Raw genomic sequence first — 26,661 nt, forward strand, 5'->3', positions numbered from 1 at the left:
ATGTTACCGAAACCGGGATGGGACTTACCATTCCTTCTTATCGCGTAGACGTGCAACGGGAAGCTGATGTGATTGAGGAGATTTTAAGGGTTTATGGTTATAACAATATTAAATTTGGTGAAAAACTAAATGCTTCAGTTGCTAATTCTTCTAAATACGAAGATTATAAACTTCAAAATATAATTGCGAACCAATTGGTGGGACAGGGTTTTTACGAGACCATGGCCAATTCTTTAACCACACCGGCTTATTCAGAATTAAGTGAGCAAATTAAAGAATCTCAAAATGTAAAAATGCTGAATCCGTTGAGTCAGGATTTATCGGTTTTGAGACAATCTATGCTATATTCCGGTTTAGAATCTGTGAGTTATAATATTAACAGGAAACGCAGTGATCTTAAATTATTTGAATTCGGGAAAACATATCACGATTTTAATGGTAGCCGTGTAGAAAACAAACACCTCTCTATATTTATTAGTGGAAACCGAAATGCCGAACGTTGGAATTCAGTTTCTGTCAGAACAGATTTCTTTTTATTGAAAGGAGTAATTCAGTCAATTTTTCAAAGATTTGGAATTGAAAATTTAAAGCCTTCCGCAGTAAAATCTGATGTGTTTTCTGAAGGACTTATATTTTCTTCAGCAAAAAACAATTTGGTTTCTTTTGGAGTGATTCGCAAAAAGGTTTTAAAGCATTTTGATATTGAGCAAGAAGTACTTTATGCCGATATTAACTGGGATGCTTTACTGGACGTTGTAAAATCCAGGAAAACTAATTTTAGCGCAATTCCTAAATATCCGGCCGTAAGACGTGATTTTGCCTTATTGCTGAATAATAACATTTCTTACGATCAAATTGAAGAAATAGCCTTAAAAACAGAGAAAAAACTCTTAAAAGAAGTTGATCTTTTTGATGTTTACCAGGGAAAAAATCTTCCTGAAGGCAAGAAAAGTTACGCTGTGAGTTTTAAATTTCAGGATGAACACAAAACTCTAACCGATAAGCAGGTAGATAAAATGATGAAAAAGCTTCAGCAAAGATTTGAAGAAGAACTTCAGGCTGAGTTGAGGTAATTATATAAAATTGGCTGTTTAAATTTCCATCTTACGTCAACCTGAATTTATTTCAGGTTCTAACTTGAATTAAGTTTCAATTTAGCCTAGACTCTGAAACAAGTTCAGAGTGACGTTAGGAGCATTTAAACAGCCAATTTTTATTTTTAGCTAAGAAAAACTATGGAAACTTTTTAAAGATTTCATCTACATAATTTCTTAGATCTCTTTCTAATCTTCTTGACCCAATTTCCTCATCGGCGGTTCCACGCCATAAGATTTGATTGGTTCTGCGGTCTATAAAATCTATAACAATAGATTTTTCTTTATAAGGTATTTGTTTAATGGCACCATCGGCCCCAATACGCTGAATCGTAAAATAATTCTCGTAGGTATAATCTTCATAATATGGCCCTATATAAAGTCCCGGACGATAATATGAGAAATTTGTATACACAGGATTCGCATTTACATCTACCTTTTCATCAAACATAGTGTGCACATAGACTAACACATCGGGTTGACGATTATCTATTGCAAAATCTTCGCTAGACATATTATTGTTTATGGTAGAGATAATCACCTCGTGTACACGGTTATTATTATAATCCCGATTCAAAATAGTGTCCTGATTTGGCAAATAAGAATAGGTATCGTAATTTTTTAATTTTCTGGCAGAATCTTTAGAAATATTGCTTCCAGAGCCGCAAGACATCAAAAAAGCAGCCGCCATAATTGTGGTAATAAAAAGTTTCAATTTCTTCATAGGTTTCAATTTTAAATGAAAATAAGTTTTACTTTATAATTAAAAAAAGGATCTTTCCTAATTGATATTTAATTAACAAACAAAAGCGGCCATTTAGGCCGCTCTTAAGTTTTCTTTTTCAATTAGCAATTTATTTCCCCGGTAATACTACAGTATCAATTACGTGAATAACCCCGTTAGACTGGTTTACATTTGCAATAGTTACCGTTGCAACATTCCCTGAAGCATCTTTAAGTTTCACTTTACCATCTTCCATCATAGCATAAAGTTTTGCACCGCTTACCGTTTCAAAAGTGGCTTTTCCGTCAGCCTCTTTAATTGCCGCTACCACATCGTTAGCACTAAAATTACCAGCTATTACGTGGTATGTAAGTACTGCTTGTAGTTTAGCCTTATTCTCTGGCTTTAGTAAAGTTTCCACGGTTCCAGAAGGTAGCTTTTCAAATGCCGCATTAGTGGGAGCAAATACGGTAAAAGGACCATCGCCTTGTAAAGTTTCTACTAATCCGGCAGCTTTTACGGCAGCTACCAAAGTTGTATGATCTTTAGATTGTGAAGCATTTTCCACAATATTCTTGCTGGGATACATTTCTGCACCACCAACCATTGTAGCTCCGTTTTGGGCCATTAAAGTCCCTCCAATAAATAGGAAACAAAGAATTCCTAAGTGTTTTAATTTTCTCATAACAATTATTTTTAAGTTTTTATTAGATAAAATCTATTCTGTGAATATTTATTCAGAATAACCTACTTATCTAATTTTTGTCTAATTTAATTCTATTTTAGTTAAACAGTTTTTAATTTTAACCAATTATGAAAGGTTTAACATGCATTCGCTTAAAAAAATGGATTGCATGAATCATCTTAATTACTTAATTTAGTGATAGATGCTAAAGAAAAAGAAAATGAAGTTGAAGTTAGGCTTGCGCCGCACTAATCTGGAAGAGCAATTATATAAATCCCGAAAACAAAGAGTTTCTTCTGAAAATATTCTGCAACAGGTTCAGGAAATCTTTGAACAGGAAACCGCTAAGGACGATAATATTCTAAAACAGATTCAAGGTGGAAATTCTGGAAATAACCATTTTAATCTTGATCTATTAGAAAGCAATAGAATTTTTCATCTCTTAGATATTGAAAAACTATGTATTGATTATCGCCTGCGTTTCTTAGACAGCAGTTATTTTAAAGGTAAAATTCCTTATGAAGCCGTGAGCAGGATTAAGGCTATAGAAAAGGAACAACAATTTACCCTGAAAGGTTTTAAAATAGTTGCACCATCTAAACTTTTTAAACTGGAAAATGCTGACGATCCCTTACTTTTCGCTCCCATGGGGAACGATTATTTTTACCTAATACATAAATGGGGCAATGACCTACATCCATTGAGAAAATTATTAATGTGGCCGTTTAGACATCTTGAGAATTTTGTTGGCTTCTTACTTGTGCTAAGTTTTATAATTGCACTTTTAATTCCCGACGGACTTTTCTCACCACAACAAACCACTACCCAGTTTTTTTTGATCTTTTTCTTTGTTTTTAAATGGGTGGCAGGACTTTCAATTTTCTATGGCTTCAAAAAAGGAAAGAATTTTAGTTCGGCTATTTGGCGAAGTAAATATTATAACGCATAGAACGTTAAACTCAGTATAAAATACACATTAAGCTATATTGTTATTTGTATTTTAGATAGGACTAAAAACTATTAATTATGAGTTTAGACGAATCTTACGAAAGAGTATATACGGGTTCGGAACCCAATGTGCAATATTTGCAGGAATTATTTGATAAAGCCAATATTTCTTCCCGGGTTAGAAACGATTTTGATTCAGGATTACGAGCCGGATTTGGTGGCGGCCTACGAGGACAGGTGCAACTTTTTGTAGTTAAAAATCATTACGATGAAGCCTTGAAAATAGCTAAAACCACCTTCCCAAAAGATTATACAGATGAGTAACCTCAACGAAGGAGGAAGACGTAATAAATGGTATTTAATACTGGGAATTCTATTCCTGGTTTATGGAGTTTATAGACTCTATTCCCACCTATCTGCAGAAGAAACCGATAATTTTGGTTCGGTACTCGCGGTTGGTTTTATAGTTTTTGGACTTTATGACCTGTTCCGATATTTCAGGAAAGTTTGAATCAATTTTTCAGAAGAAATTTCTATAAGAATTTAGAAAACAAAAAAGGTTATTTCGCGCAACGAAATAACCTTTTTCAATCTTAGTAATTAATATTCTTACCAGCTAATTACGGCACTTGCCCAGGTAAATCCGCTCCCAAAAGCTGCAAGCACCACTATATCTTCATTTTTAATTTTGCCCTGTTCCCAGGCTTCGCATAAAGCAATAGGAATAGAAGCCGCAGTAGTGTTCCCGTATTTCTGAATATTATTATGCACCTGCTCATCACTCAATTTAAATTTTTGCTGAACATATTGTGAAATACGCAAATTTGCCTGGTGCGGAATTAACATATCAATATCTTTTACTTCAAGTCCGTTCGCTTTTAGACCTTCCATAATAACTTCAGAAAAACGCTGAATGGCATTTTTAAATACAAATTGGCCATTCATATATGGATAATAAGGAATATCGTCACCCTGCGGATTTTCAGCAATAATTTCAGGAACCCAGTGCTCTGTACTTGGCCCTTTAAGTGAAAGTTCTAATGCGTGTTTTCCTTCAGAATGTAAGTGTGTAGAGAGTATTCCTTCACCATTATGGTCACTTCGGGTTAGAACCACTGCTCCTGCTCCATCTCCAAAAATCACTGAAACAGACCGGCCACGTGTGGTAAAATCGAGTCCACCGCTATGGTTTTCACTTCCAATAACCAAAACGTTTTTATACATTCCGGTTTTAATAAATTGATCGGCAGTAGAAAGTGCATAGATGAAACCGCTGCATTGGTTTCTAACATCTAATGCCGGGCAGGTTTTGATATCTAACATTTCCTGAACCTGCACCCCACAACCAGGAAAATAATAATCTGGACTTAGGGTTGCAAAAACGATTAGGTCTATATCGTCTTTATCTATTTTAGCACGCTCAATAGCAATTTTAGCGGCTTTTACGCCCATTTTAGCGGTAGAATTACCGTCGCCTTTTTTAATATGTCGGCGTTCTTTGATACCCGTTCTTTCCTGGATCCATTCATCGTTGGTATCCATTCTTTTAGCCAAATCATCATTAGTAACAACATTTTCTGGCACGTAACTCCCAACTCCGGCTATTTTAGATTGATACATATTTTATTGTTTAGTATATTTAGACCTTATTGAATTTAAATTTAAGCATTTAATAAAAAATGGGTCCGCAATATACTAAAGATTAGCATGACTGCGATTATGACGCATTTTTATTTTCATTTCCTAAAACCACAAATTTATGAGAAAAATTATTTTAAGCATTTTTAGCCTATTGCTAAGTTTGCCCACGCTTTTTGCCCAGGAAAATTTAACTTACCAGAAACCGCCACAGGAGATCCTGGATTTGGTAGATGTACCCCTGGCGCCTTCTACAATTTTAGATAGTGATGGGGAAATGATGATCTTTTTATATCGCGACCAATATAAATCTATTGCTGAATTAAGCGAAGAAGAATTGAGACTGGGCGGATTAAGAATTAACCCTGTAACTAATATTAGCAGCCGTGCAACTTATTATAACAATCTTGAAGTAAAAGAAATTGAAGCCGAAACGCCAACCCAGGTACAGGGCCTGCCTGAAAATCCCAGATTATCAAATTTCAGCTGGTCTCCAGACGAATCTAAGATCGCTTTTACCCATACTACAAATACCGGCGTAGAACTTTGGGTATTAGATATTAAAAATGCACAAGCGAGAAAATTAACCGATGCAAACCTAAACGCAAATATGCGTGATGTTATTAACTGGTTTAAAGACAACTCGTCGGTTTTAGTAAAAATGCTTCCAGAGGATCGTAAAGATTTAATTGATCCCGAGACCGCAGTTCCAACCGGACCAACAATTTCTGTAAGTGACGGGAAAGAAGCTCAGAACCGTACTTACCAGGATTTACTTAAAAATCCTAATGATGAATATAATTTTGAACAATTAGCGCGTTCAGAATTGGTGAAAATTAATTTAGACGGTACTTCAGAAAAGTGGATGGATGCCAAAATGTATAGCAGCGTTTCGTTTTCTCCCAATGGAGAATATGTAATGGTTAATCATATCAAAAAACCTTTTTCCTACCTGGTACCTTATTATAGATTCCCTTCAGAAACTAATATTTATAAAGTTTCTGGAGAATTGGTAAATCAGGTAAACGACGAACCACTATTAGAAGATCTTCCGCAAGGTTTTATGTCTACTCAAACCGGGAGAAGAAGCGTGCAATGGAGAAATGATAAACCGGCAAGCCTGGTTTATGTAAAAGCTTTGGATGAAGGTGATCCTGAAGTAGAAGTAGATTATAGAGATGAGGTTTTTGTTTTGGAAGCTCCCTTTAAGGGTGAAGGAAAATCTATTTTAAAAACAAAAGATCGTTTTTCTGGAATTACGTGGGGAAATGATGAAATTGCTCTTGCTGATGATTACTGGTGGAATACAAGAAATACCAGAACTTATGTATTTAATCCATCTGATGTATCAGAAGAACCTGAAGTTATTTTTGACAGAAATTACCAGGATAGATATAGCGATCCCGGGAGATTTGTAACCACAAAAAATGATTTTGGCCAGAGTATTTTAAAACTGGATGACGAAGATGCTTTTCTGCTTGGCGCAGGTTATAGTGAAGAAGGCCAGTTTCCATTTGCCGATAAAATAGATCTGGAAAATGGTGAAACTGAACGTTTATACCAATCTGAATACAACGATAAAAAAGAAACCCTTGTAGAAGCTTTAGATATTGAAGAGGGGAAAATCCTGGTAAGAATAGAATCGGCTACCGAATATCCTAATTATTACATTAGGGATATAGACGATAAAGAAGACTTAACACAAATCACTTCTTTTGAAAATCCTTTTAAAAGTCTTGAAAACGTTAGTAAGGAAGTTATTACGTACGAGCGCGAAGATGGCCTGGAATTAAACGGAACGCTTTACCTTCCGGCAGATTTTGACAAAGAAAATCCTGAAGAACATCCTATGATCGTTTGGGCTTATCCTAGAGAATACAAGGATAAAAATTCGGCTTCACAGAATACTTCCAACGCCAACGACTTTACCTATCCTTATTATGGCTCGCCAATCTACTGGGTAAATAGAGGTTATGTGGTATTAGATGATGCATCGTTCCCAATTATTGGAGAAGGTGATGAACAACCAAACGATAGTTTTAGAGAACAATTAGTGGCAAATGGAAAGGCTGCAATAGATGCCGTAGCTGAAAAAGGTTATGTAGATCGTGATCGTGTGGCCGTGGGTGGCCACAGTTATGGTGCATTTATGACGGCAAACCTGTTATCACATTCCAACCTTTTTGCAGCAGGAATTGCCAGAAGTGGTGCTTATAACAGAACGCTAACTCCATTTGGTTTCCAAAGTGAAGAAAGAAACTATTGGGAAGTACCAGAAGTATATTATAATATGTCTCCTTTTATGCATGCCGATAAAATGAAGACTCCACTACTATTAATTCACGGCGAGGCCGATAATAATTCAGGGACTTACCCTATGCAGAGTGAACGTTATTTTAATGCGCTAAAAGGGCTGGGAGCAACCGCTCGCCTGGTGATGCTACCAAAAGAAAGTCACGGCTATAGTGCAAAAGAATCTGTTTTGCACGTGCTTTGGGAACAAGACCAATGGTTAGAGAAATATGTGAAAAACAGAGAAGAATCTGGAAATATTGAAGCTTCAGCAGAATTAAAAGACTAAAATTCTAAATTTTAGCCAACTTTTTAGGCTGTTTGAGAGATGTTTTTTTCCGTCAGGCTGAACTGGTTCAGCTTCTAACATGAGTACAGTAATCAACTTGTTAGATCCTGAAATAAATTCAGGATGACGTTTTTAAAACCTTCTCAAACAGCTTTTTTATTTCACGAAGTCAATTAGGTTTAAAAATAGGAAAAGCGCCACTACCAAAGTTGGTAATAACGCTTTTCCACAACCTAACCAATAAATAAAACCAACAATTATGACATGTAATCGCGGAACTTGTTAACCTCGATCTTCGCTTCCAGATCGTGCAATAAATTATATAAACCGAAAAATGTTCTATTAATATAAAGGAAATGCTTACTGCCTCTATTCCCATTCATTTTTCGTAATTCTGTGTCTTTACTATACTTTTCACTCAATGCTGTTATTGAATTCCAAAAGGTTTCATCGGCAAAATCAAAAGTTTCTTCGTGAAACGGGCTTGTAAATAAATTCAGCATTTGGTAAAATAATTCTGAAAAATATTTGATCTCTCGCTCAGAATCATCTTCCCTCAAAATTTCCAATTCAAATAATTTCTCGTTGAAGAATTCAGGATTATTAATATTTTCCTTTTTCGCCAATTCAAAATATGGTACATAAAAATCTTCAGGTACCTGCTTTATGCAACCAAAATCTATAGCGATAAGGTTTGCATCTTTATCAATTAGGAAATTCCCTGGGTGAGGATCGGCGTGTACTTCTTTCAAGCCGTGCATTTGGTACATATAAAAATCCCAAAGCGCCTGCCCTACCTTATTAGCTTTCTCCTGATCTTTATTTTCTTTCGCAAATTCACTTAGATGTTTTCCATCCATCCAATCCATCGTGATAATTCGCTCACTGGATAAATCTTCATAATATTTTGGAAATTTTAAGTTTGAAATATGCGCACAGGCTTCAGAAATTTCTTTACTCTGTTTTACTTCCAAAATATAATCGGTTTCCTCAAGTAATTTTCCTTCTACTTCCTTAAAATATTTAGCGGAATCCTTACCCTGAAGATTAAACATTCTGGTAGCAATAGGTTTAACCATCGCTAAATCTGAACTTATACTATCTGCCACGCCGGGATATTGAATTTTCACAGCAAGTTTTTTCCCATCTTTTTCGGCTCTATGAACCTGGCCAATACTGGCCGCATTCACAGAATCTGAAGCAAATTTATCGTACAACTCTTCAGGATAAGCTCCGTTATATTTTTTAAAAGTTTTTCTCACCAAAGGCGCTGAGAGTGGCGGCACACTAAATTGTGCCAGGCTAAATTTCTCTACGTAAGCGTTTGGTAAAAGGCTTTTTTCCATAGAAAGCATTTGTGCTACTTTTAGTGCGCTTCCTTTTAAACTTTTTAGGCTGTCGTAAATATCATCGGCATTGCTTTGGTCTAATTCATCGCGGGTAAGCTCAGAATCAAAAGCTCTTTTACTGTAATATTTAAGGTAATTGCCTCCCAACTTCACTCCGGTTTGCACCAGTTTTGAAGTTCGGCCAATTTTGCCTGTTGGTATTTTATCTATAGTTTTCATGATAATTTGGGGTAGACTTTATTAAGCCATTTTTTCTTTCCAAAGGAATTTTCCTAAATCTATAACCCGTTCCAGTGGTGTATTATCAAATACATCAAAAACAGTGTTTACCGATTTTTCTATTGCAACATCGGTACTTTCAAATTGGGCAGAATTATCATCCATCCAAAATTTCATTAGGAACATAAGTTGTACCCAGGTAGCTTCAGAAAACACTCTTTCAGATTGCTGTAAAGCTGATATTGCTTTTTCTGAATTTTCATCCTGAATAAGATCTCTTGCAAAAGATTTTACGTTTTTCCTTAATCCTTTTAATTGCTGAAGGTTCTTTAACTGACTCTCGTGTTCTTTTAATGAAAACAAGACGTAACTTCTATTGGCAGTTAAAATTTCAAAGAATGTATAATAGAATGTGAGCATTTTTTCCCGGTTAGAGAAACTATCAAATTCAGGACTTTTATTAATCACATTCATGGTATGCTCATAAAACCGCTCCCAAATTCCTTTCTGTAAACCTTCAAAACTTCCGTAGAAATTATAAAATTCCTCTTCCTTGATCTTATTCTCCTTACAAAATTTATAAACCGTTTTAGGACGCTTTTCTTCTTCCAATACATAATCCATATACATCGCAATAAGCTTGTCTTTATCTAAAACTTTCCTGGTTGTATTTTTTTTAGCTGTAGCCATAATTTTTATTTCTTTTTCAAAGATACACTTTGTTTAAGTTTTAATTCATAATATTAAACAAAATGTTTGTTAAAAATATCTCTGTCTATTAAAATTGAATTTCAGCAGTTTAGACGAAATTATATTTTATTAATTACAGGTTATGTCAGTTTGTCAGCGGAGTTTTAATGGTATTTTTTTTGACTGTAGGTAAGCAACAATAAATAGTATTAAAAACGAAAATATATGGCAACCGGAAAAATTAATGTTTCTGTAGAAAACATTTTCCCACTGATAAAGAAATTTCTTTACAGTGATCACGAAATCTTTCTAAGAGAATTGATTTCTAACGCAACAGATGCAACTTTAAAACTAAAACACCTTACTGATATTGGGGAAACCGATGTAAAGTACGGTAACCCGGTAATTGAGGTTAAAGTAGACAAGGAAGGAAAGAAACTTCACGTTATAGACCAGGGAGTGGGAATGACGAAAGAAGAAGTTGAAAAATACATTAACGAAGTAGCTTTCTCTGGCGCTGAGGAATTCCTTGAAAAATATAAAGATTCGGCTAAAGACAGCGGAATTATTGGCCATTTTGGACTTGGCTTCTATTCTGCTTTTATGGTGGCGAATAAAGTAGAAATTATTACCAAATCTTACAAAGACGAACCTGCAGCGCATTGGGTTTGTGAAGGAACAACCGAGTTCACACTTGGCGATGCCGATAAAAAAGAACGAGGAACCGAGATCATTCTTCATATAAATGAAGAAGACGAAGAGTTTTTGGAAGAAAAAAGGATCCAGGAATTATTGGTAAAGTATAACAAGTTTATGCCTATCTCAATTAAATTTGGAACCAAAGAAGAAACTTTGCCACTTCCGGAAGACGCTCCTGAAGACGCCGAAGCAGAAACCAAAACGGTAGATAATATTATCAATAATCCTGAACCGGCGTGGACTAAGCAGCCAACCGATTTAGAAGATAAAGATTATAAAAGTTTTTACCGCGAATTGTACCCAATGCAGTTCGAGGAACCTTTATTCCACATTCACCTTAATGTAGATTATCCGTTTAATCTTACCGGGATTCTTTATTTCCCTAAGATGACGCAGGATATGAATATTCAAAAGGATAAAATTCAGCTTTACCAGAACCAGGTTTATGTAACCGATAATGTTGAAGGAATTGTTCCTGAATTCTTAACGATGCTTCGCGGGGTTATAGATTCTCCAGATATTCCGTTAAACGTTTCGCGTTCTTACCTACAGGCAGATGGTGCTGTGAAAAAGATTTCCAGCTACATTACCCGTAAAGTAGCCGATAAATTGAAATCTCTTTTCAATAATAATCGTGAGGATTTTGAGCAAAAATGGAACGATATTAAGATCGTTATTGAATACGGAATGCTCTCTGAAGATAAATTCTACGAAAAAGCACAGAAGTTTGCACTTTACCCAACGGTAGAAAATGAATACTTCACTTTTGAAGAACTTCAGGAGAAAATAAAAGACAACCAGACCGATAAAGATGGAAACCTGGTTGTGCTTTATGCTTCTAATCAAGACGAGCAACACAGCTATATTGAGGCAGCTAAAGCCAAAGGTTACAAAGTGTTGTTATTAGATTCTCCAATTATTTCTCACCTGCTTCAAAAAATGGAAGGTGAAAAAGAGAAAATCACTTTTGTTCGTGTAGATTCAGATCAGGTAGATAACCTCATCAAAAAAGACGAAGAGAAGATTTCTAAACTTTCTGAAGAAGAAAAAGAGAAATTAAAAGGAGACTTTGAAAAAGTAATTCCGAAAGAAAAATATACCGTACAACTGGAAGCAATGGACAGCGATGCTGCGCCATTGTTAATCACCCAACCGGAGTTTATGCGCCGTATGAAAGAGATGCAGCAAACCGGTGGCGGTGGTATGTTTGGAATGGGCAATATGCCAGAAATGTATAATCTGGTGGTAAATACCAACCACCCGTTAATTTCTGATATTCTAAATACCAAAACCGAAAAGAAACAGGAGCGCTTAATCAAGCATTCTCTAGATCTTGCGAGATTATCTCAAAACCTGCTTAAAGGGGAAGAGTTAACCAATTTCGTAAAACGTAGTTTTGATATGGTAAAATAATTTCCTTGAAAAGGAAAATTTAGAAAGGTCTGGAAAGTTGATTTAATTGTCATCCTGAACTTGTTTCAGAATCTAAGATGTTAGAAGCTGAAACAAGTTCAGCTATACGGTAACAAGACTTTCCAGGCTTTTTTATTTTATATGATTAAGCTTTAATACAAAGGGAAAGTTTGCCAACAGACTTTAATTCCTTGAGCTTGTCTCTAAATTTGCGTTTAGGTTACGCTTTATGGTTTGGTAGAATCGTTCTATATCATAAGGTTTTACGATAATATCATTCATTCCGGCTGCGAAGATTTCATTTCTTACTTCTTCAATTTCTACTGCAGTAAGTGCAACAATGGGTATGTCTTTACTCAGGTTTCTAATGCGCTGGGTAGTTTCCATACCATTAATTCCCGGCATATTTAGATCCATTAAAATAAGGTCAAAATCCATGGCAGTAACTCTTTCAATAGCTTCTACCCCGTTGCCAACAACCACACATTCAAAATTCTGTTTCTCTAATATGCGTCGCGTTACTACCTGGTTTATCCTATTGTCATCTACAATAAGTATTTTTTGTTTTTCCTTTAGATTATCCAAATATACTTCGTGTGCAAATCCAGCTTTTTTTGTTGAAGATTTATCTTCTTTGAGGCTTAAACTAAAACAAAAAACAGAACCTTCTCCTTCTTTACTTTTTAAATGAATTTGAGATTCAAATAACTGTAATAGGCGTTTTACTATAGGCAAACCTAAGCCGGTTCCCTGGTAATTATAATTTGAAGGTTTAAGCTGAGAAAATTCTTCAAAAATTAATTTTTGTTTGCTTTTTGGAATACCAATTCCGTCATCTTTAACTTCAAAATAGATTATCGCTCTATCTTCTACCTTAGCCTGTAACTCTACATTTATATAAATATTACCATTTTCGGTAAACTTCACCGCATTTCCCACCAGGTTCATTAAAATTTGAGAAAGTCTTACGGGGTCTCCAATAAGATTTTGGGGTACATTTTCATCAATATTATAATGTACCTTGTTCTTATTTTGCAGTCGCGTAAATTCAAAAGTATTTACAATGCTTAATATTAATTCATGAAGATTAAATAAAACATTTTCCAGTTTTACCTGTTTAGATTCCATTTTATTCATTTGCAGCACGTCATTAATTAGCGCCAAAAGATAATCGGCTGAGAATTTTAAGGATTTTAAATCGCTTTCGTGTTTTTTCAGGCTTTTATCATCCAGTAATAACGAGGTAAGTCCTACTACCCCATAGAGCGGGGTTCTTAACTCGTGACTTACCGTAGAGAAAAACTGGCTTTTTAGCATAGATAAACGTTCTGCTTCTTCTTTGGCCGAAAATAACTCGCTGTTTTTATTTTTTAGTTGGGAAATTAGCTTTTTCCTTGTGTTGTTATTTCTAACAAGCAGGATTATAAAAAATAGCATCACGATTAAAGAAATAATCATGATTATAGAATTTTGCTGAGATTTCGCAATTACCTCATCTTTATACTTTTGCTCCCTTTTGGCTATTTCAAGATTTTCGCGATAGCGCTTGGTTTCAAACCGCGCCTGGGCAGCTTCCATTTGTTCCAGCTTTTCCTTTTCATAAAGTTCAGCGTCGTATTCTATGTACTTATCTAACGCGTTATAAGCTTCTTTAAATTCGTTATTTTTAAACAAAGCTTCAGCATAACCATCATAAGCCGTTACCGCTTCATAATACAGAGAATCTTTTTCAGCTATTTTAATAGCTTTTTCATAATATTTCTTAGATTCTTCTAAATTCTCTTTTCCTAAATAGTAGGTTCCAAAAAGGGACGCAACCTGGCTTAGCATATAAGGATCTTTGATATCTTCTACCAGTTTTTCTACTTTTATTAGATAGGGATAAGCTTCGTCATACTCTTCTAAATATAGATGCGTCCAGCCTTTATTCATAAGCGGTGTGGCTCTACTATCTGCATCTTCAAGGTTAGACGCAGCTTTTATCGCTTTATCGTAATATGCAAAACCCTGGTCTATAGTTTGCTTGTTGGAAGTAAACATATTACCAAGATTGTTGTATGCCCACCAAAGTAAAGTATCGTTCTCTACAATTTTAGCATACTTAAGCGCGTTCTCATAACTTTCTTTAGCCCTAATAGTATCATACAATTCATCGTACGTAATTCCCAGGTTATTATAGCCATGGTAAAGGTGGTAGTAATCTTTTTCTTCCTCGGCAAGCTCAATTAAGTTTAGGGAATAATCAATGGCCTTGTTATATTCATAGGAATACATGGCATCTGTAGATAAGTCTAGTAGTTCCTTAATACTATCACAGCTTTTACTTTCTTTAGACTGTGAGAAAGCAAGGCCGGATACCAGGGAAATTAGTAAAACAGAAATGTATTTTATACTCAATTATTTTCCAAGTTAAGTTCTTACCCAGGGGCTATAGGTTATGTTAAATTAACTTTTTTTTAATATTCGACCAACCAATAGTTCCCTTAATTTTAGGATTCCTCTTAAAACGGTAAAAGTTTTGTCAAAAAAGATATTTTTAAAAAATCCTTATTTCCTTTTAAAAAGACCAATAATATTAAGCATCCATCTTTTTTAAGACAAATAAATTTAGTGCTGAAAATTCCCGATTTATTAGCCTTACTTTCTAAGACTGAAACTGTGTAGAGATTAGAGAAAGTTCCCTTTTTATTCAGAAAACAATCTTGAGCTATATAACTTATTCCAACACGCGACTTCGATTTAACGAGCCGTTGTAGCGAACAAATTATTTAATGTATGAGACAAACCTCAGGGCATTTTAATCTCAATTATCTAATAAAAATAGCAGGTAATTATGTTTCAATATAGATTAAGTTAGGTTGTAAATTGGGAGCCGAAAATTACTCTATTTTAGCGAATTACACAAAATTTTTAATACCTGGCGGCATTATTATTATAATTACACGCTCTCATAAAAATATATTTTTATCTTTAAATTATGCAATATCCCTGGCACTTTTACCTAATGGGCGCGATGTACATCGTAGCCGGTATTATTCACTTTATAAAACCTAAAATGTATATGCGAATTATGCCGCGTTATTTACCGGCGCATAAACCACTGGTTTTTTTAAGCGGATTGGCAGAAATTTTTCTGGGTTTTCTACTCTTTTTTCCTGAAACCAAAGACCTGGCAATCTACGGGATTATTTTAATACTCGTAGTTTTTCTACTTGTGCATTTTTACATGCTTTCATCCAAAAAAGCCGGCGCGGGAATCCCAAAATGGGCTTTAATTTTAAGAATACCGTTACAGTTTTTTCTAATGTATTGGGCCTGGTTTTATTTACAATTATAAAGATGAAGTCTAAAATTTTTAGCTTGCCACAAGCAGAATTAGAATATTTCCCCCATTTTCTTAAGACTGAAAAGGCCAATCTTTTATTCGAAAAATTGCTGAAGGAAGTTTCCTGGCAACAGCAAAATATTAAACTCTTCGGAAAAGAAATTCCGCAGCCACGTTTAACCGCTTTTTTTGCTGAAAAAGGAATTTCTTATAGCTATTCGGGCTTACAGTTAAAACCCGAAACTTTTTCAGCAGAAATTTTAGATCTAAAGCAAAAAACCGAAGAACTTTCAGGATTTGAATTCAATACCTGCCTGCCAAACCTTTATCGCGATGGAAACGACAGTATGGGCTGGCACGCCGATGATGAGCAAGTTTTAGGCAAAAACCCTGTAATTGCTTCTATAAGCCTGGGCGGCGTTCGTAGCTTTCAGTTTAAACATAAAACCAAAACCCTAAAGGAAAAAATTGAACTCCAACACGGTAGCCTTTTAATAATGAAAGGCAGTATGCAGCATTTTTGGAAACATCAGCTACCAAAAACTAAAAAAGAAATTTCTCCAAGAATTAATCTAACTTTCAGAAAAATCCAATAAAAAAGCCATTGTAGAAGTTTCCACAATGGCTTTTTTGAATGCTTGGAATCAAATTATCCGTAAATCTCGTTTAATATTTTTGCCAAACGAATTCCGCCTTTTTGCAATTGCTGCAAAACAGTAGGCAAGTGATGATACATATATTCATAACCTAATTTCTCCCCCATTTCAACTGAATCATAAAGTTCGCTTGCCATTTCACCAGACTCATACACCCAATCTATAACTTCTCCTTCTTCAATAGCTTTAATTTGAACTCTGCTTAATTGTTTGGTATTTGCTGCAAGCTCAGTATAGCTCATTTGGTAAGAATCTATCATCTGGCTATCCCAAACCCGGTGAATGTTAGATCCCTCGTTATACCAACGTACCTGCACATCATTTCCGCCTTTATCGGCAGCTCTTCCCACGTGAAAAGGCTGGTGAAGGTCACCTACAAAATGAACCAGCATTTTCAGGTAAAACTGCCGGTCTTCTTTTGAAGCATTTTCATCTTTTAATACCTCTTTACATTTTAAAATAGCCTGGTAAAGATCTCCTTTTGGGTTGGCGGTTTTCTCATCATATTGAGTTTGTCCTTCGGCTAAATTCACATAATGCCAGGGGCCATATTGCCTAAAATCTGGATCATTTTTAATATCATCGGCATAATTCGCCACAAAGGCCAAACTTTGGCCGTTTAAAATTTTATCTATTGCTTTTTTAGCTTTCTTATTTAAATAATTTTCGGCGATTTCTCCGGTAGCCCTGTGCCCGGTTTTCCCCCATTCATTATCATTAGAGAAACCGGTGTTTCCAATTATAACCAACAAAGCAAATAGCAGTAATTTTTTCATTTATTGAATTTTTAAAGATTAAGAAGATATAGGTATTCTCCTTTAGATTTTCGGCAAATATAGCGAAGCCCAATTTTTTAATATGTTAAATTTTTCTGAGTTAAAAATTAATGCAATATATTTATGATATCATTTTAATATCAACCAATTTTAAATATTATGACTCAGGAAAAAGATCTCCATGCTTCAAACGGCTATATTATGTTGTTTGTTTTTCTATTATTATTCTTCGGAAGCATTATCGGATTTATTATTTTAAATAATGCGTGGTTTATTTTGGGAATCATTATCTCGCTTTTTATCCTACCCGGGCTAATCCTGGTAAATCCAAATGGCTCCCGAGTGCTTTTACTCTTTGGTGATTACAAGGGAACGGTTAAAAAGAACGGACTCTTTTGGGTGAACCCATTTTACACCAAAAAGAAAATTTCTTTAAGGGCCCGAAACTTTGATAGCGAGCGCCTAAAAGTGAACGACAAATTAGGCAACCCGGTAATGATAAGCACCATCCTGGTTTGGCGCGTTCGTGATACCTACAAAGCTTCTTTTGATGTAGATAATTATGAAAATTTTGTGGTGGTACAAACCGATGCTGCAGTTAGAAAACTTGCCAGTCTCTATCCTTATGATAATTTTGCAGACGAAGGCTTAGACGAGGATATCACCCTGCGTTCCAGCGTAAACGAAGTAAGTGACGCCCTGGAAAAAGAGCTCGAAGAACGTTTAAATATTGCCGGAATTGAAGTTTTGGAAGCAAGAATTGGTTACCTGGCTTATGCTAATGAGATCGCCAGCGCAATGCTTAAACGCCAGCAAGCAACCGCAATAGTTGCCGCCCGCCATAAAATTGTACAGGGTGCCGTGGGAATGGTAGAGATGGCGTTACACCAGTTAAGCGAAAAGAATCTTGTAGATCTTGATGCCGAAAGACGTGCCGCTATGGTAAGCAATTTAATGGTGGTACTTTGCAGCGATAAAGATGCAACGCCAGTGGTAAACGCGGGCACTTTAAATCATTAGAAATTGTATGAGATATTCAATCCTCAGCTTATTCTTAATTTTCTTCGGAAGTTTTATTGTTTCCGCACAAGAAACATTTACCGAAGAAGAAATTACGGTAGATAAATTTACCGACGGAACCCTTACATCTCCTTCTGAAGCTGAAAATTCATCACTGGTAATTTTCATTCAGGGTTCGGGGCCTACAAATCGGGATGGGAATTCTCCCGAAGGGATGAATAATAAAAGTGATTTTGCAAAAAAAATCGCACACGAATTAGCAGCTGAAGGAATTGCAAGTTTCAGATTTGATAAACGTATCATGAAAGCGAAGGAGTTAAATCTAGATTCACTTTCGTTTGAAGACCTTATACTGGATGTTGAAAATATTTTAATTCATTTTAAAAAAGACAGAAATTTCAGCAATATAATTATTGCCGGGCATAGTCAGGGCTCTTTAATAGGCATTTTGGCTTCAAAAAATAATGCCGATGCCCTTATTTCTATTGCCGGTGCGGGAGAAAGTATAGACCATATTCTGGCTGCACAACTTTCGGCTCAATTACCTCAGCTTAAAGATGATATTGAGCAAGCCCTGAAGGAGATAAAAGAAAATGGAAGTACTTCTGAATATCCTCCAATATTAGGTTCGTTTTTTAGTCCTAAAAACCAAGCTTTTTTAGCTTCCTGGATAAAATATGATCCTGCTGAAGAAATTGCAAAAATGCAAATTCCTGTTTTGATTATAAACGGAACAAATGATGCCCAGGTAAAGAAAGACCAAGCTGAATTACTGCATACAGCAGCCAAAAATTCAGAATTAGTTTTATTAGAAGATATGAACCACGTTTTTAGAAAAGTCAGTTCTAAAGATTTGACTAAAAACTATCAAACTTATAATAATCCTGAATTACCATTGCATCCCGAAATAATTCCGGTTTTAACCGATTTTATTAAGAATCTGGAAAATAAATAAAATGAGTAATAAAAAAGCATTCGCCCTAAGAGTTGATGAGAAGATGCTGAAAGCCATTGAAAAATGGGCTGCTGATGAATTCAGGAGTACCAATGGGCAGATTGAGTGGATGCTAAATAAAGCCCTAAAAGAAGCAAAGCGTCACCCAAAAAATAAAAAAGAAGAAGAATAATGCAATATAAGATCGTTTTTTCAGACATAGATGGAACTCTACTAAACCACGACCGGGAATTATCTCCCAACACAATTTCAACAATAAAAAATTTAAAAGACAGTTTACCATTCGTACTTATTTCAGCCCGAATGCCAGCAGCAATGAGACATTTGCAAGCCGATCTTGAAATAAAAGAACAACCTATTATTTGTTATAACGGCGGATTAATACTGGTAGATGGGAAAGCCATAAGTTCTACTGAAATTTCTTTAAATACGCTGGAAAATCTTTCTGATTTCAATAAAAGTATGAACTGCCATTTAAGTTTATATAATAGTGACGAATGGTACGTTCCGCAATACGACCAGTGGGCGGCACGGGAAGAAAATAACACCAAAGTAAAACCCGACCTTAGATCTAACCGCGAAGTAATTTCAGAATGGAAGAAAGATAACAAAGGAGCTCATAAAATTATGGCAATGGGAGACGAAGCCCATATTGATAAAATTAAAGATTATTTATCAGAGAATTTTCCTGGAGAACTTCATTTATACCGTTCCAAACCTACCTATCTTGAAATTGCCAATAAAAAGATTTCAAAACTTACGGCTATTAAATTTTTATTGAAAAATCATTTCAATCTAACGCCAGAGCAAAGCATTGCTTTTGGAGATAATTATAATGATGTAGAAATGATAAAAGGCGTGGGAATGGGCGTTGCCGTGGGCAATGCTAGAAAAGAAGTTTTAGAAGTTGCTAATATTGTTACCCAAAGCGGAAAGGAAGATGGCGTAGCCAATAGCCTAAAAGAGTTGTTTCAAATCTAACAGAAGGATTCCCGTAATTCTTTAAGAAGAGTTTAAGAAAAATTGTATTTTGGCGCCGCTTATAAAAATTTTCTATGGAAGATACTCCTGTTTTTACCAATGATGCTATAGTTTTTGGACTTTTAATGCTCGCTTTGGGTTTTGTGTTTTATACCTCTTCTAAAGAAGCTGGTTTCTGGAAAAAATTCTATGGCATTGTACCGGCTCTTTTAATGTGCTATTTAATTCCCGCAATCTTTAATTCCCTGGGACTTATAGACGATGGTACTTCTCAACTTTACTATGTAGCCAGTAGATTCCTATTGCCGGCTGCCCTTGTTTTAATGACTTTAAGCATAGACCTGAAAGCAATTTTTAACCTGGGTCCAAAAGCCTTAATTATGTTTTTTGCGGGTACGGTAGGAATTATTGTAGGTGGGCCGCTGGCTATTCTAATTGTTTCCGCTATTTCACCAGAAACGGTGGGTGGTGTTGGTCCCGATGCTATTTGGCGTGGTCTCTCTACCATTGCCGGTAGTTGGATTGGTGGTGGCGCAAACCAGGCAGCTATGCTGGAAATTTACGAATATAACCCCGATCTTTACGGCGGAATGGTCTTAGTAGATATTGTAGTAGCCAACCTCCTTATGGCAGGATTATTAATGGGAATTGGTAAAACCGAAAAAATTGATAAATGGCTAAAAGCCGATAATTCAGCAATTACAGAACTTAAAAACAAAGTTTCCAATTATGCTGAAAGTGTAACCAGAAATCCCAACCTACCCGATTATATGATCATGCTAGCCCTGGCCTTTGTAACGGTGGGAATTGCACATTGGGGAGCCGATGAAATTTCGGTATATCTATCTTCAAATTTTAAAATTTTTAATGATAGTAAAAGTGCGCTTTCATCCTTTTCCTCTTCCTTCTTTTGGATGATCACCATTGCTACCGCAATTGGAATAGGGCTTTCGTTTACACGATTCAAAACCTACGAAGGTGCGGGAGCAAGTAAGTTAGGCAGTATTTTTATTTATATTCTGGTAGCTACCATAGGTATGAAAATGGACCTTGGTATGGTATTCGATAATCCGGGACTAATTGGTATTGGACTTATTTGGATGTCTATTCACGTAATTTTCCTCTTTGGTACCGCAAAACTTATTAAAGCACCTTACTTTTTCCTCGCTGTGGGAAGTCAGGCCAATGTTGGTGGTGCAGCCTCGGCTCCTGTTGTAGCTGCGGCTTTTCACCCTTCCCTGGCAACCGTTGGAGTTTTATTAGCCGTATTTGGATATGTAGTTGGAACCTATGGAGCAATTCTTACTACTATTTTAATGCAAATCGCCGCCGGGAGTTAGTTTAAAATAGAAAATTATAAGATATTTGCCGCCTAAATCAGAAACCTGAAACCAGCAAGTTGCTGGAGACTAAATATGGGAGTTCACAATGAAGTATTAGCTTGTGATAAATTCCCACTACCAGAGAAAATTATAAAACAAATGAAAAAATTAAGCATTCTTTTATTGGCTATTATCGCCCTTACTTCCTGTAATAATAAAGAAAGCAACTTAATAGTAAATGCCAATATTGACGGCCTAAAAAAAGGAACCGTTTATCTTCAAAAGATAGAGGATACTCTTATGATTGATGTAGACTCTGTAGCAATTGACGGCAATGCTAATATAACCCTGGAAACCTATATAGAGAGCCCTCAAATGATGTATCTCTATCTTAAAAAGGTAAGCAACTCTCAATATGACGACCGTATAGATTTTTTTGCTGAAGAAGGAGAAGTAACCATCAACACTACTTTAGAGAATTTTGTGACCGATGCTGAAATTATTGGCGCCAAAAATCAGGAAAAATTAGAAGAATATCGCAGCATGATGCAACGCTTCAACGATAAAAACCTGGAACTTATTCAGGAAAACTTTGAAGCCCAACGCGATGAAAACGAAGAACAGCTGATTGATGTGAATAAACAATATGAAAGTTTACTTAAACGTAAATATCTTTACACCGTAAATTTTGCGATTAATAATAAAGACCTGGAAATAGCTCCTTATCTGGCCCTTTCTGAAGTTTTTGATGCTAATATTAAGTATTTAGATACCATCTATAAATCTTTAGAGCCAAAGGTGAAAAAATCCATGTACGGGAAAGAATTGAAAGATTTCCTTGAAGAAAGACGGGAGGAAGAAGAAGCAAGTGAAAGCGTTGAGCCCGTAGAAACTGAAGAAAACGATATTAGTTAATTCAGCGTCTTAACTTAATAATCTTAAAGCCCGAAATTAATATTTTCGGGCTTTTTTATTACTTCATTAATAATACTGCAGCCAATTCATTTATATTTCCGCAATAAAAACTTATACTTGTTGTCCTATTCAATTTAATAACAATATAACCTTGCAAAATTCTTTAAAATGAGTTCTCCAAACAAAAACCGATGGCTTATTGCCGCTTCGGCAGTTTTTATTCATATTTCAATAGGTGCTGCTTACGCATACAGTGTTTATACCCAACCCCTTGTAGAAACCAAGGGCTGGTCTATGGCATCGGTTACCACAGCCTTTACCATAATGATGGTTCTCGGTGGAGGATCTGCTGCATTATTCGGAAAATTTGTAGAGCGAAGCGGCCCAAAAAAATCGGCTATGCTGGCCGCAGTTTTATTTGGTTTAGGCCAGGCGGGATCGGGATTTGCTATTTCAATGGATTCATTAACAGGATTTCTACTATCCTATGGTTTATTAAGTGGACTCGGCCTTGGAATTGGTTATATAGCGCCCGTTTCAACCTTAGTAAAATGGTTCCCAGACAAAAGAGGTTTAGCCACAGGAATGGCTGTTCTGGGATTTGGAACCGGAGCTCTGGTAACTGCTCCTGTTGCTGCGAGTTTAATAGAATCTATAGGAATTAGTACTACTTTTTACATTTTAGGAGCCTCTTATTTCATTTTAATGATGCTTGGCGCTTCTTATATCGCACCACCGCCAAAAAACTGGATGCCAACGGGAATGGAAGCAGCGGTAAAAGCCGGAACCAAAAAAATAAAAAGAGATCTGTCGCAAGCTACGTCTGGTGAAGCTGTTAGAACCAAGCATTTCTGGATGCTTTGGACGATGATGCTTATAAACACCAGCGCAGGAATTATGATGATTTCTGTAGCCTCGCCAATGGCTCAAAATATCGTTGGACTCTCAGCCGGTGCTGCAGCTACTATGGTAGGAATTATGGGAATTTTTAATGGCGGAGGAAGATTAGGTTGGGCTGCCGCTTCAGATTATATTTCGCGCCCAAAAGTGTTTATTATTTTCTTTATAATTCAGCTCGTTGCTTTTATCACTCTGCCAATTATTACAAGTGCTCTTATTTTCCAAATATTTATTTTTCTTGTAGTAAGTTGTTATGGTGGCGGATTTTCTAATCTTCCGGCCTTTATTGGCGATCTTTTTGGAACGAAAGAACTTGGAGCAATTCACGGTTATTTATTAACCACCTGGTCTCTGGGCGGACTTATTGGTCCCACCCTGGTCTCGCAAATCTATACCCGTACCGGAAGTTACATTCCCGTTTTCTATGTTTTTACTGCTTTAATTATCGTGGCATTAATTATTAGTTTAGTGTTAAACAGAAGTGTAAAAAAAGTTAGAACCGAGCATAAAGAACTTGAGTATAAAACCTCAACATCTGAGTGAAATATTACGATAGATTAATTAAATCTCCCGAGCTTTAATATTTTATTGGGTAAGATTGGTTTGGTATTTTTCTAAGTTTGAGAAAAACCAGGCTATGAATCAAAAAGTACTCAAAGAGAATAACTACGATCTTATTTGTGTAGGTGGCGGTATTATGAGCGCTACACTCGCTTTAATGCTGAAGCTAATAGATCCCAAAATCAAAATAATTATTTTTGAAAAGCTGGGCGAAGTTTCTAAAGAAAGTTCTGGCGCGTGGAATAATGCCGGCACCGGGCATTCGGCACTTTGTGAACTTAATTATACCCCAGAAAATGCTGATGGTAGCATAGATATTAGTAAAGCAATCGAAATTTTTAGTCAGTTTGAAACCAGCAAACAATTTTGGGCATACCTGGTAGACCAAAAACTTATAAAATATCCTGAAAACTTTATTCATTCGGTTCCACATCATAGCTGGGTGCAGGGAGACGATAATATCAATTTTCTTAAAAAGCGATTTGAAATTCTTTCCCAAACACCCATGTTTGAGAAAATGAAATTTTCAGAAAATCTGGAGAAATTAAAAGAATGGATTCCTTTAATTGCGAAAGGCCGTGAGAATGAGAAAATGGCTGCAACGCGAATGGAAATTGGCACTGAAGTTAATTTTGAAGCACTCTCACAACAATATTTTAAAGTTCTGGAAGAACAATTTAATGTACCGGTTTTAAGAAATACCGATGTTTTAGATGTAGATCCCGATGAAACCCTGGAATGGACAGTAGAAGCTCAAAATCTAGACTCAGGTAAAGTTACTTATTATGATGCCGAACATGTTTTTATAGGTGCCGGCGGCGGCGCATTGCCATTACTTCAAAAAGTAGAAATAGAGGAAAAAGACGGGTATGGTGGATTCCCTGTAGATGGCCAGTGGCTGGTTTGCAAAAACCGGGAAGTTATAGACCAACATTGGGCTAAGGTTTACAGTAAAGCAGGACCAGATGCTCCCCCAATGTCTACTCCTCACCTTGATACTAGATATATTAAGGGAAAGAAGGAATTACTTTTTGGACCCTTTGCCGGTTTTACTACTAAATTCTTAAAAGAAGGTTCTAAACTTGATTTCCCAAAAAGCATAAATAAAGAAAATATTCCTTCTATGTGGGGCGTTTTTTGGCATAATTTACCGCTTACAAAATACCTGATGAAACAAGTCACCTTGGATCATTCAGACCGAATGGAAGATCTTAGGGTTTTTATAAAAGACGCCAGGCCGGAAGACTGGGAATTAAAAGTAGCCGGAAAACGGGTGCAAATAATTAAAAAAGATGAAGAAGAGGGTGGAATTTTGGAATTTGGAACCGATGTAGTTCACAGCAAAGATGGTTCTATTACCGCTTTACTGGGCGCCTCGCCTGGAGCTTCAGTAGCGGTTTCTATAATGCTGAATGTAATTAATATTGCTTTTCCTGAGAAAATAAAATCTAAAGAATGGGAGGAAAAACTTTCAAAAATGATTCCTTTCTGGAATAAAGAAATTGAAGAAAATATAACTGAATTTAAAAAAGTACAGGCAAATTCTTCTAAAAAACTGGAGTTGGAGGTTTTACATTAATAGACAGAAATCCACTTTCATTATAATAGAGGTTTTAATTAGTTACAACCTGGATCCCCGATATAAAATCGGAGCAGGCTCTGAAATAAATTCAGGATGACGTTTAAAGGATTCCATAAAAAAACCTCTCAAAAAATTGAGAGGTTTTTAGAGCCGATGGAGGGACTCGAACCCACGACCTGCTGATTACAAATCAGCTGCTCTAGCCAGCTGAGCTACATCGGCAACTAATAAATTTCTATAAAGCATTTATTTTCGCGATTAGGGCTTCAGCTTTTGCTTCCAGCTCTTTTGATATCGCTTTAAAATGTTGCTTTTTATTCTCTACATCTTTTTGGTTGATCTTAGTGATCAACTCATCAAAATCTGCAATGGCTTCGTCTACAATCGCTTCAGTTTTAGATGCGTCATCAGGGTTAGCCATTTGATGTATGTATGCTGCATCAATAATGTCTCCCATTACGTAATTCACATCTCTTTTTAATAATCTCTTACTTGCCATATCACTTAAATTTCGGCTGCGAATTTAGGCTATTTTTCAATACAAATTACAGCAAGACTAAAATTATTTTTCCTGAATTTTCTTTAGTGAATTAAGTGCCTCTGGAATATGCTGCGAAGCTCCCATACTATTAAACCTATGGATCAATCTTTTATTCTTATCAAAAACAAAAGTTTCCCTACCCGGAAGCAAACCCAGTAAACCTGCTTTCACCCCAAACGCCTGTCTCGCTCGCTTTTCTTTATCAGAAAGTAACACAAACGGAAGTTGATGTTTAGTAGCAAATTTTTTATGAGAGTTTTCATTATCTGTACTTATCCCAATTACTTCTGCTCCCAAATCCTGAAATTCTTCATAATGATCTCTAAAACTACAGGCTTCTTTGGTACAACCGGGAGTAAAATCTTTTGGATAGAAAAAGATTACCAAAGCTTTATCTTCTACCCTGGAAAAATGGTAGTTTTCCCCGTCCTGATCTTTTAAAGTTAACCTCGGTAATTTATCTCCAATTTTAAGTGCCATCTATTCTCCTTTATAGGTTACGTAATTTCTTGGAGTTTCGTATAAAGTGATCTCCAAATCGAGCTCAGATTTTAATTTCTCCCTTATTTTATTCCAAATTACTACCGCAATATTTTCAGCCGTAGGATTTAGTTCGTTAAAAGGTGGCACCTCCTCGTTTAAGTTCTTGTGGTCAAAAGGTACTTCAACTTCTTCATAAATAAGATCTTTAAGTCGTTTTAGATCCATTACAAAACCTGTTTCCGGGTCTATTTCACCGGTAACCTTTACAATTAGATCATAATTGTGCCCGTGATAGTGCGGATTACTGCATTTCCCAAAAACCTGGAGGTTCTTTTCATCACTCCAATCTTTGCGATATAACCTATGCGCCGCATTAAAATGAGCTTTTCTATGTACGCTTAATCTCATTCTTGAATACTTGAATAATATTTGTCAAAAATAATCTTGAACCATTCGGTATAAACACCGGGATTTACCTCCATATCAGATTTTATAGCATCCAGGCTCATCCATTTCCAACTGGCCACTTCATCGGGATTAGGGTTGGGATCATCTTCATAATTCCCAATTAAAATATAATCGAATTCGTGCTCTGTAAGTCCGT

At 35.9% G+C, this 26,661-nt stretch carries 26 protein-coding genes, 1 tRNA gene and 1 pseudogene; 16 read left to right on the plus strand and 12 right to left on the minus strand.

Translation table 11 applies throughout. The features are described 5' to 3' along the window. Window positions 1-1,073 (plus strand): annotated as a pseudogene (locus AACZ30_RS05770) (phenylalanine--tRNA ligase subunit beta); the annotation flags it as partial. A gap of 160 nt (window positions 1,074-1,233) precedes the next feature. Here AACZ30_RS05770 and AACZ30_RS05775 read toward each other — a convergent pair. Together AACZ30_RS05775 and AACZ30_RS05780 are read right to left on the minus strand one after the other, a co-directional pair. Beyond that, the gene (locus AACZ30_RS05775) at window positions 1,234-1,818 is read right to left on the minus strand and encodes a DUF4136 domain-containing protein (protein WP_208224750.1); all 585 of its coding nucleotides are present in this window, start codon (window positions 1,816-1,818) and stop codon (window positions 1,234-1,236) included. Window positions 1,819-1,948: 130 nt separating this feature from the next. Beyond that, window positions 1,949-2,446, minus strand: a complete 498-nt coding sequence (locus tag AACZ30_RS05780; RefSeq protein ID WP_243870440.1) for a fasciclin domain-containing protein — start codon at window positions 2,444-2,446, stop codon at window positions 1,949-1,951. 277 nt (window positions 2,447-2,723) lie between these two features. On the opposite strand from AACZ30_RS05780, the gene AACZ30_RS05785 reads away from it, so the two are divergent. The 3 genes from AACZ30_RS05785 to AACZ30_RS05795 all read left to right on the plus strand — a co-directional run bounded on the left by AACZ30_RS05785 (window position 2,724) and on the right by AACZ30_RS05795 (window position 3,962). After that, a complete protein-coding gene (locus tag AACZ30_RS05785) occupies window positions 2,724-3,452 on the plus strand; it encodes a hypothetical protein (protein WP_339648222.1) in 729 nt (242 codons plus the stop codon). Between the two features lie 77 nt (window positions 3,453-3,529). Continuing rightward, window positions 3,530-3,775 (plus strand): DUF2007 domain-containing protein, encoded by a 246-nt coding sequence (locus tag AACZ30_RS05790; protein ID WP_075326031.1) that lies wholly within the window; start codon window positions 3,530-3,532, stop codon window positions 3,773-3,775. Continuing rightward, complete coding sequence (locus tag AACZ30_RS05795; protein ID WP_075326030.1) at window positions 3,768-3,962, plus strand: hypothetical protein; 195 nt, start codon at window positions 3,768-3,770, stop codon at window positions 3,960-3,962. The genes AACZ30_RS05790 and AACZ30_RS05795 overlap by 8 nt, the downstream gene beginning before the upstream one ends. A 98-nt stretch (window positions 3,963-4,060) precedes the next feature. On the opposite strand, the gene AACZ30_RS05800 is transcribed toward AACZ30_RS05795, so the two are convergent. After that, window positions 4,061-5,071, minus strand: coding sequence for a beta-ketoacyl-ACP synthase III (locus AACZ30_RS05800; RefSeq protein WP_075326029.1), 1,011 nt, complete (start codon window positions 5,069-5,071; stop codon window positions 4,061-4,063). 139 nt (window positions 5,072-5,210) lie between these two features. On the opposite strand from AACZ30_RS05800, the gene AACZ30_RS05805 reads away from it, so the two are divergent. After that, window positions 5,211-7,670: a prolyl oligopeptidase family serine peptidase gene (locus AACZ30_RS05805; RefSeq protein ID WP_339648224.1), complete on the plus strand. Its 2,460-nt coding sequence runs from the start codon at window positions 5,211-5,213 to the stop codon at window positions 7,668-7,670. A gap of 257 nt (window positions 7,671-7,927) precedes the next feature. Here AACZ30_RS05805 and AACZ30_RS05810 read toward each other — a convergent pair whose 3' ends face one another. Both AACZ30_RS05810 and AACZ30_RS05815 read right to left on the minus strand, forming a co-directional pair. Then, complete coding sequence (locus AACZ30_RS05810; RefSeq protein ID WP_339648225.1) at window positions 7,928-9,238, minus strand: AarF/UbiB family protein; 1,311 nt, start codon at window positions 9,236-9,238, stop codon at window positions 7,928-7,930. 21 nt (window positions 9,239-9,259) lie between these two features. Beyond that, the gene (locus tag AACZ30_RS05815; protein ID WP_208224737.1) at window positions 9,260-9,928 is read right to left on the minus strand and encodes a TetR family transcriptional regulator C-terminal domain-containing protein; all 669 of its coding nucleotides are present in this window, start codon (window positions 9,926-9,928) and stop codon (window positions 9,260-9,262) included. A gap of 225 nt (window positions 9,929-10,153) precedes the next feature. Here AACZ30_RS05815 and htpG point away from each other — a divergent pair, with 225 nt between their 5' ends. After that, window positions 10,154-12,040, plus strand: a complete 1,887-nt coding sequence (gene htpG, locus AACZ30_RS05820; protein WP_339648226.1) for a molecular chaperone HtpG — start codon at window positions 10,154-10,156, stop codon at window positions 12,038-12,040. A 183-nt stretch (window positions 12,041-12,223) separates the two neighbouring features. Here htpG and AACZ30_RS05825 read toward each other — a convergent pair whose 3' ends face one another. Then, window positions 12,224-14,437 carry a response regulator gene (locus AACZ30_RS05825; protein WP_339648227.1) on the minus strand — a complete coding sequence of 738 codons (2,214 nt, stop codon included), beginning with the start codon at window positions 14,435-14,437 and terminating at the stop codon, window positions 12,224-12,226. A gap of 580 nt (window positions 14,438-15,017) precedes the next feature. Here AACZ30_RS05825 and AACZ30_RS05830 point away from each other — a divergent pair. Continuing rightward, on the plus strand, window positions 15,018-15,377 hold the full coding sequence (locus tag AACZ30_RS05830; RefSeq protein WP_339648228.1) for a MauE/DoxX family redox-associated membrane protein: 360 nt from the start codon (window positions 15,018-15,020) through the stop codon (window positions 15,375-15,377). Between the two features lie 2 nt (window positions 15,378-15,379). Then, on the plus strand, window positions 15,380-15,961 hold the full coding sequence (locus AACZ30_RS05835) for an alpha-ketoglutarate-dependent dioxygenase AlkB (RefSeq protein ID WP_339648230.1): 582 nt from the start codon (window positions 15,380-15,382) through the stop codon (window positions 15,959-15,961). Window positions 15,962-16,014: 53 nt separating this feature from the next. Here AACZ30_RS05835 and AACZ30_RS05840 read toward each other — a convergent pair whose 3' ends face one another. Further along, window positions 16,015-16,797 (minus strand): S1/P1 nuclease, encoded by a 783-nt coding sequence (locus AACZ30_RS05840; protein ID WP_339648231.1) that lies wholly within the window; start codon window positions 16,795-16,797, stop codon window positions 16,015-16,017. Between the two features lie 159 nt (window positions 16,798-16,956). Here AACZ30_RS05840 and AACZ30_RS05845 point away from each other — a divergent pair, with 159 nt between their 5' ends. The 8 genes from AACZ30_RS05845 to mqo all read left to right on the plus strand — a co-directional run bounded on the left by AACZ30_RS05845 (window position 16,957) and on the right by mqo (window position 25,030). Beyond that, complete coding sequence (locus tag AACZ30_RS05845) at window positions 16,957-17,817, plus strand: SPFH domain-containing protein (RefSeq protein WP_075326019.1); 861 nt, start codon at window positions 16,957-16,959, stop codon at window positions 17,815-17,817. Window positions 17,818-17,824: 7 nt separating this feature from the next. Beyond that, window positions 17,825-18,772: an alpha/beta hydrolase gene (locus AACZ30_RS05850; RefSeq protein ID WP_339648232.1), complete on the plus strand. Its 948-nt coding sequence runs from the start codon at window positions 17,825-17,827 to the stop codon at window positions 18,770-18,772. Between the two features lies 1 nt (window position 18,773). After that, complete coding sequence (locus tag AACZ30_RS05855; protein ID WP_075326017.1) at window positions 18,774-18,944, plus strand: Arc family DNA binding domain-containing protein; 171 nt, start codon at window positions 18,774-18,776, stop codon at window positions 18,942-18,944. Beyond that, a complete protein-coding gene (locus AACZ30_RS05860; protein WP_339648233.1) occupies window positions 18,944-19,753 on the plus strand; it encodes an HAD family hydrolase in 810 nt (269 codons plus the stop codon). Before AACZ30_RS05855 ends, AACZ30_RS05860 begins: the two co-directional genes overlap by 1 nt. A 74-nt stretch (window positions 19,754-19,827) precedes the next feature. Beyond that, on the plus strand, window positions 19,828-21,093 hold the full coding sequence (locus AACZ30_RS05865) for a DUF819 family protein (protein ID WP_339648235.1): 1,266 nt from the start codon (window positions 19,828-19,830) through the stop codon (window positions 21,091-21,093). A gap of 141 nt (window positions 21,094-21,234) precedes the next feature. Further along, window positions 21,235-21,990: a DUF4369 domain-containing protein gene (locus AACZ30_RS05870; RefSeq protein WP_339648237.1), complete on the plus strand. Its 756-nt coding sequence runs from the start codon at window positions 21,235-21,237 to the stop codon at window positions 21,988-21,990. Window positions 21,991-22,158: 168 nt separating this feature from the next. Further along, a complete protein-coding gene (locus tag AACZ30_RS05875; RefSeq protein WP_339648239.1) occupies window positions 22,159-23,433 on the plus strand; it encodes an OFA family MFS transporter in 1,275 nt (424 codons plus the stop codon). A 94-nt stretch (window positions 23,434-23,527) separates the two neighbouring features. Further along, the gene (gene mqo / locus AACZ30_RS05880; protein ID WP_339648241.1) at window positions 23,528-25,030 is read left to right on the plus strand and encodes a malate dehydrogenase (quinone); all 1,503 of its coding nucleotides are present in this window, start codon (window positions 23,528-23,530) and stop codon (window positions 25,028-25,030) included. 151 nt (window positions 25,031-25,181) lie between these two features. Here mqo and AACZ30_RS05885 read toward each other — a convergent pair. From AACZ30_RS05885 to AACZ30_RS05905, 5 genes are all read right to left on the minus strand, one after another. Then, window positions 25,182-25,255, minus strand: a tRNA-Thr gene (locus AACZ30_RS05885). A 13-nt stretch (window positions 25,256-25,268) separates the two neighbouring features. Further along, entirely contained in the window at window positions 25,269-25,532 is a 264-nt protein-coding gene (locus tag AACZ30_RS05890) for a hypothetical protein (protein WP_075326012.1), read from the minus strand. Window positions 25,533-25,595: 63 nt separating this feature from the next. Beyond that, entirely contained in the window at window positions 25,596-26,054 is a 459-nt protein-coding gene (locus AACZ30_RS05895; RefSeq protein ID WP_075326011.1) for a peroxiredoxin, read from the minus strand. After that, the gene (locus tag AACZ30_RS05900) at window positions 26,055-26,465 is read right to left on the minus strand and encodes a 6-carboxytetrahydropterin synthase (RefSeq protein ID WP_339648244.1); all 411 of its coding nucleotides are present in this window, start codon (window positions 26,463-26,465) and stop codon (window positions 26,055-26,057) included. Continuing rightward, the coding region (locus AACZ30_RS05905) for an NUDIX domain-containing protein (RefSeq protein WP_339648246.1) at window positions 26,462-26,661 on the minus strand (200 nt) is incomplete at its 5' end. The genes AACZ30_RS05900 and AACZ30_RS05905, both read right to left, overlap by 4 nt.

It is taken from the genome of uncultured Salegentibacter sp., from assembly GCF_963972535.1.
Classification (GTDB): domain Bacteria; phylum Bacteroidota; class Bacteroidia; order Flavobacteriales; family Flavobacteriaceae; genus Salegentibacter.

What these genes read in the sequence shown, in the direction of transcription:
- AACZ30_RS05860 (WP_339648233.1), top strand. Translation starts at nt 18,944, where the DNA reads ATGCAATATAAGATCGTTTTTTCAGACATAGATGGAACTCTACTAAAC.
- AACZ30_RS05840 (WP_339648231.1), bottom strand. Translation starts at nt 16,797, where the DNA reads ATGAAAAAATTACTGCTATTTGCTTTGTTGGTTATAATTGGAAACACC.
- AACZ30_RS05870 (WP_339648237.1), top strand. Translation starts at nt 21,235, where the DNA reads ATGAAAAAATTAAGCATTCTTTTATTGGCTATTATCGCCCTTACTTCC.
- AACZ30_RS05895 (WP_075326011.1), bottom strand. Translation starts at nt 26,054, where the DNA reads ATGGCACTTAAAATTGGAGATAAATTACCGAGGTTAACTTTAAAAGAT.
- AACZ30_RS05830 (WP_339648228.1), top strand. Translation starts at nt 15,018, where the DNA reads ATGCAATATCCCTGGCACTTTTACCTAATGGGCGCGATGTACATCGTA.
- AACZ30_RS05780 (WP_243870440.1), bottom strand. Translation starts at nt 2,446, where the DNA reads ATGGCCCAAAACGGAGCTACAATGGTTGGTGGTGCAGAAATGTATCCC.
- AACZ30_RS05900 (WP_339648244.1), bottom strand. Translation starts at nt 26,465, where the DNA reads ATGAGATTAAGCGTACATAGAAAAGCTCATTTTAATGCGGCGCATAGG.
- AACZ30_RS05805 (WP_339648224.1), top strand. Translation starts at nt 5,211, where the DNA reads ATGAGAAAAATTATTTTAAGCATTTTTAGCCTATTGCTAAGTTTGCCC.
- AACZ30_RS05865 (WP_339648235.1), top strand. Translation starts at nt 19,828, where the DNA reads ATGGAAGATACTCCTGTTTTTACCAATGATGCTATAGTTTTTGGACTT.
- AACZ30_RS05835 (WP_339648230.1), top strand. Translation starts at nt 15,380, where the DNA reads ATGAAGTCTAAAATTTTTAGCTTGCCACAAGCAGAATTAGAATATTTC.
- AACZ30_RS05890 (WP_075326012.1), bottom strand. Translation starts at nt 25,532, where the DNA reads ATGGCAAGTAAGAGATTATTAAAAAGAGATGTGAATTACGTAATGGGA.
- AACZ30_RS05875 (WP_339648239.1), top strand. Translation starts at nt 22,159, where the DNA reads ATGAGTTCTCCAAACAAAAACCGATGGCTTATTGCCGCTTCGGCAGTT.
- AACZ30_RS05800 (WP_075326029.1), bottom strand. Translation starts at nt 5,071, where the DNA reads ATGTATCAATCTAAAATAGCCGGAGTTGGGAGTTACGTGCCAGAAAAT.
- AACZ30_RS05790 (WP_075326031.1), top strand. Translation starts at nt 3,530, where the DNA reads ATGAGTTTAGACGAATCTTACGAAAGAGTATATACGGGTTCGGAACCC.
- AACZ30_RS05845 (WP_075326019.1), top strand. Translation starts at nt 16,957, where the DNA reads ATGACTCAGGAAAAAGATCTCCATGCTTCAAACGGCTATATTATGTTG.
- AACZ30_RS05785 (WP_339648222.1), top strand. Translation starts at nt 2,724, where the DNA reads ATGAAGTTGAAGTTAGGCTTGCGCCGCACTAATCTGGAAGAGCAATTA.
- AACZ30_RS05855 (WP_075326017.1), top strand. Translation starts at nt 18,774, where the DNA reads ATGAGTAATAAAAAAGCATTCGCCCTAAGAGTTGATGAGAAGATGCTG.
- AACZ30_RS05810 (WP_339648225.1), bottom strand. Translation starts at nt 9,238, where the DNA reads ATGAAAACTATAGATAAAATACCAACAGGCAAAATTGGCCGAACTTCA.
- AACZ30_RS05775 (WP_208224750.1), bottom strand. Translation starts at nt 1,818, where the DNA reads ATGAAGAAATTGAAACTTTTTATTACCACAATTATGGCGGCTGCTTTT.
- htpG (WP_339648226.1), top strand. Translation starts at nt 10,154, where the DNA reads ATGGCAACCGGAAAAATTAATGTTTCTGTAGAAAACATTTTCCCACTG.
- AACZ30_RS05815 (WP_208224737.1), bottom strand. Translation starts at nt 9,928, where the DNA reads ATGGCTACAGCTAAAAAAAATACAACCAGGAAAGTTTTAGATAAAGAC.
- mqo (WP_339648241.1), top strand. Translation starts at nt 23,528, where the DNA reads ATGAATCAAAAAGTACTCAAAGAGAATAACTACGATCTTATTTGTGTA.
- AACZ30_RS05795 (WP_075326030.1), top strand. Translation starts at nt 3,768, where the DNA reads ATGAGTAACCTCAACGAAGGAGGAAGACGTAATAAATGGTATTTAATA.
- AACZ30_RS05850 (WP_339648232.1), top strand. Translation starts at nt 17,825, where the DNA reads ATGAGATATTCAATCCTCAGCTTATTCTTAATTTTCTTCGGAAGTTTT.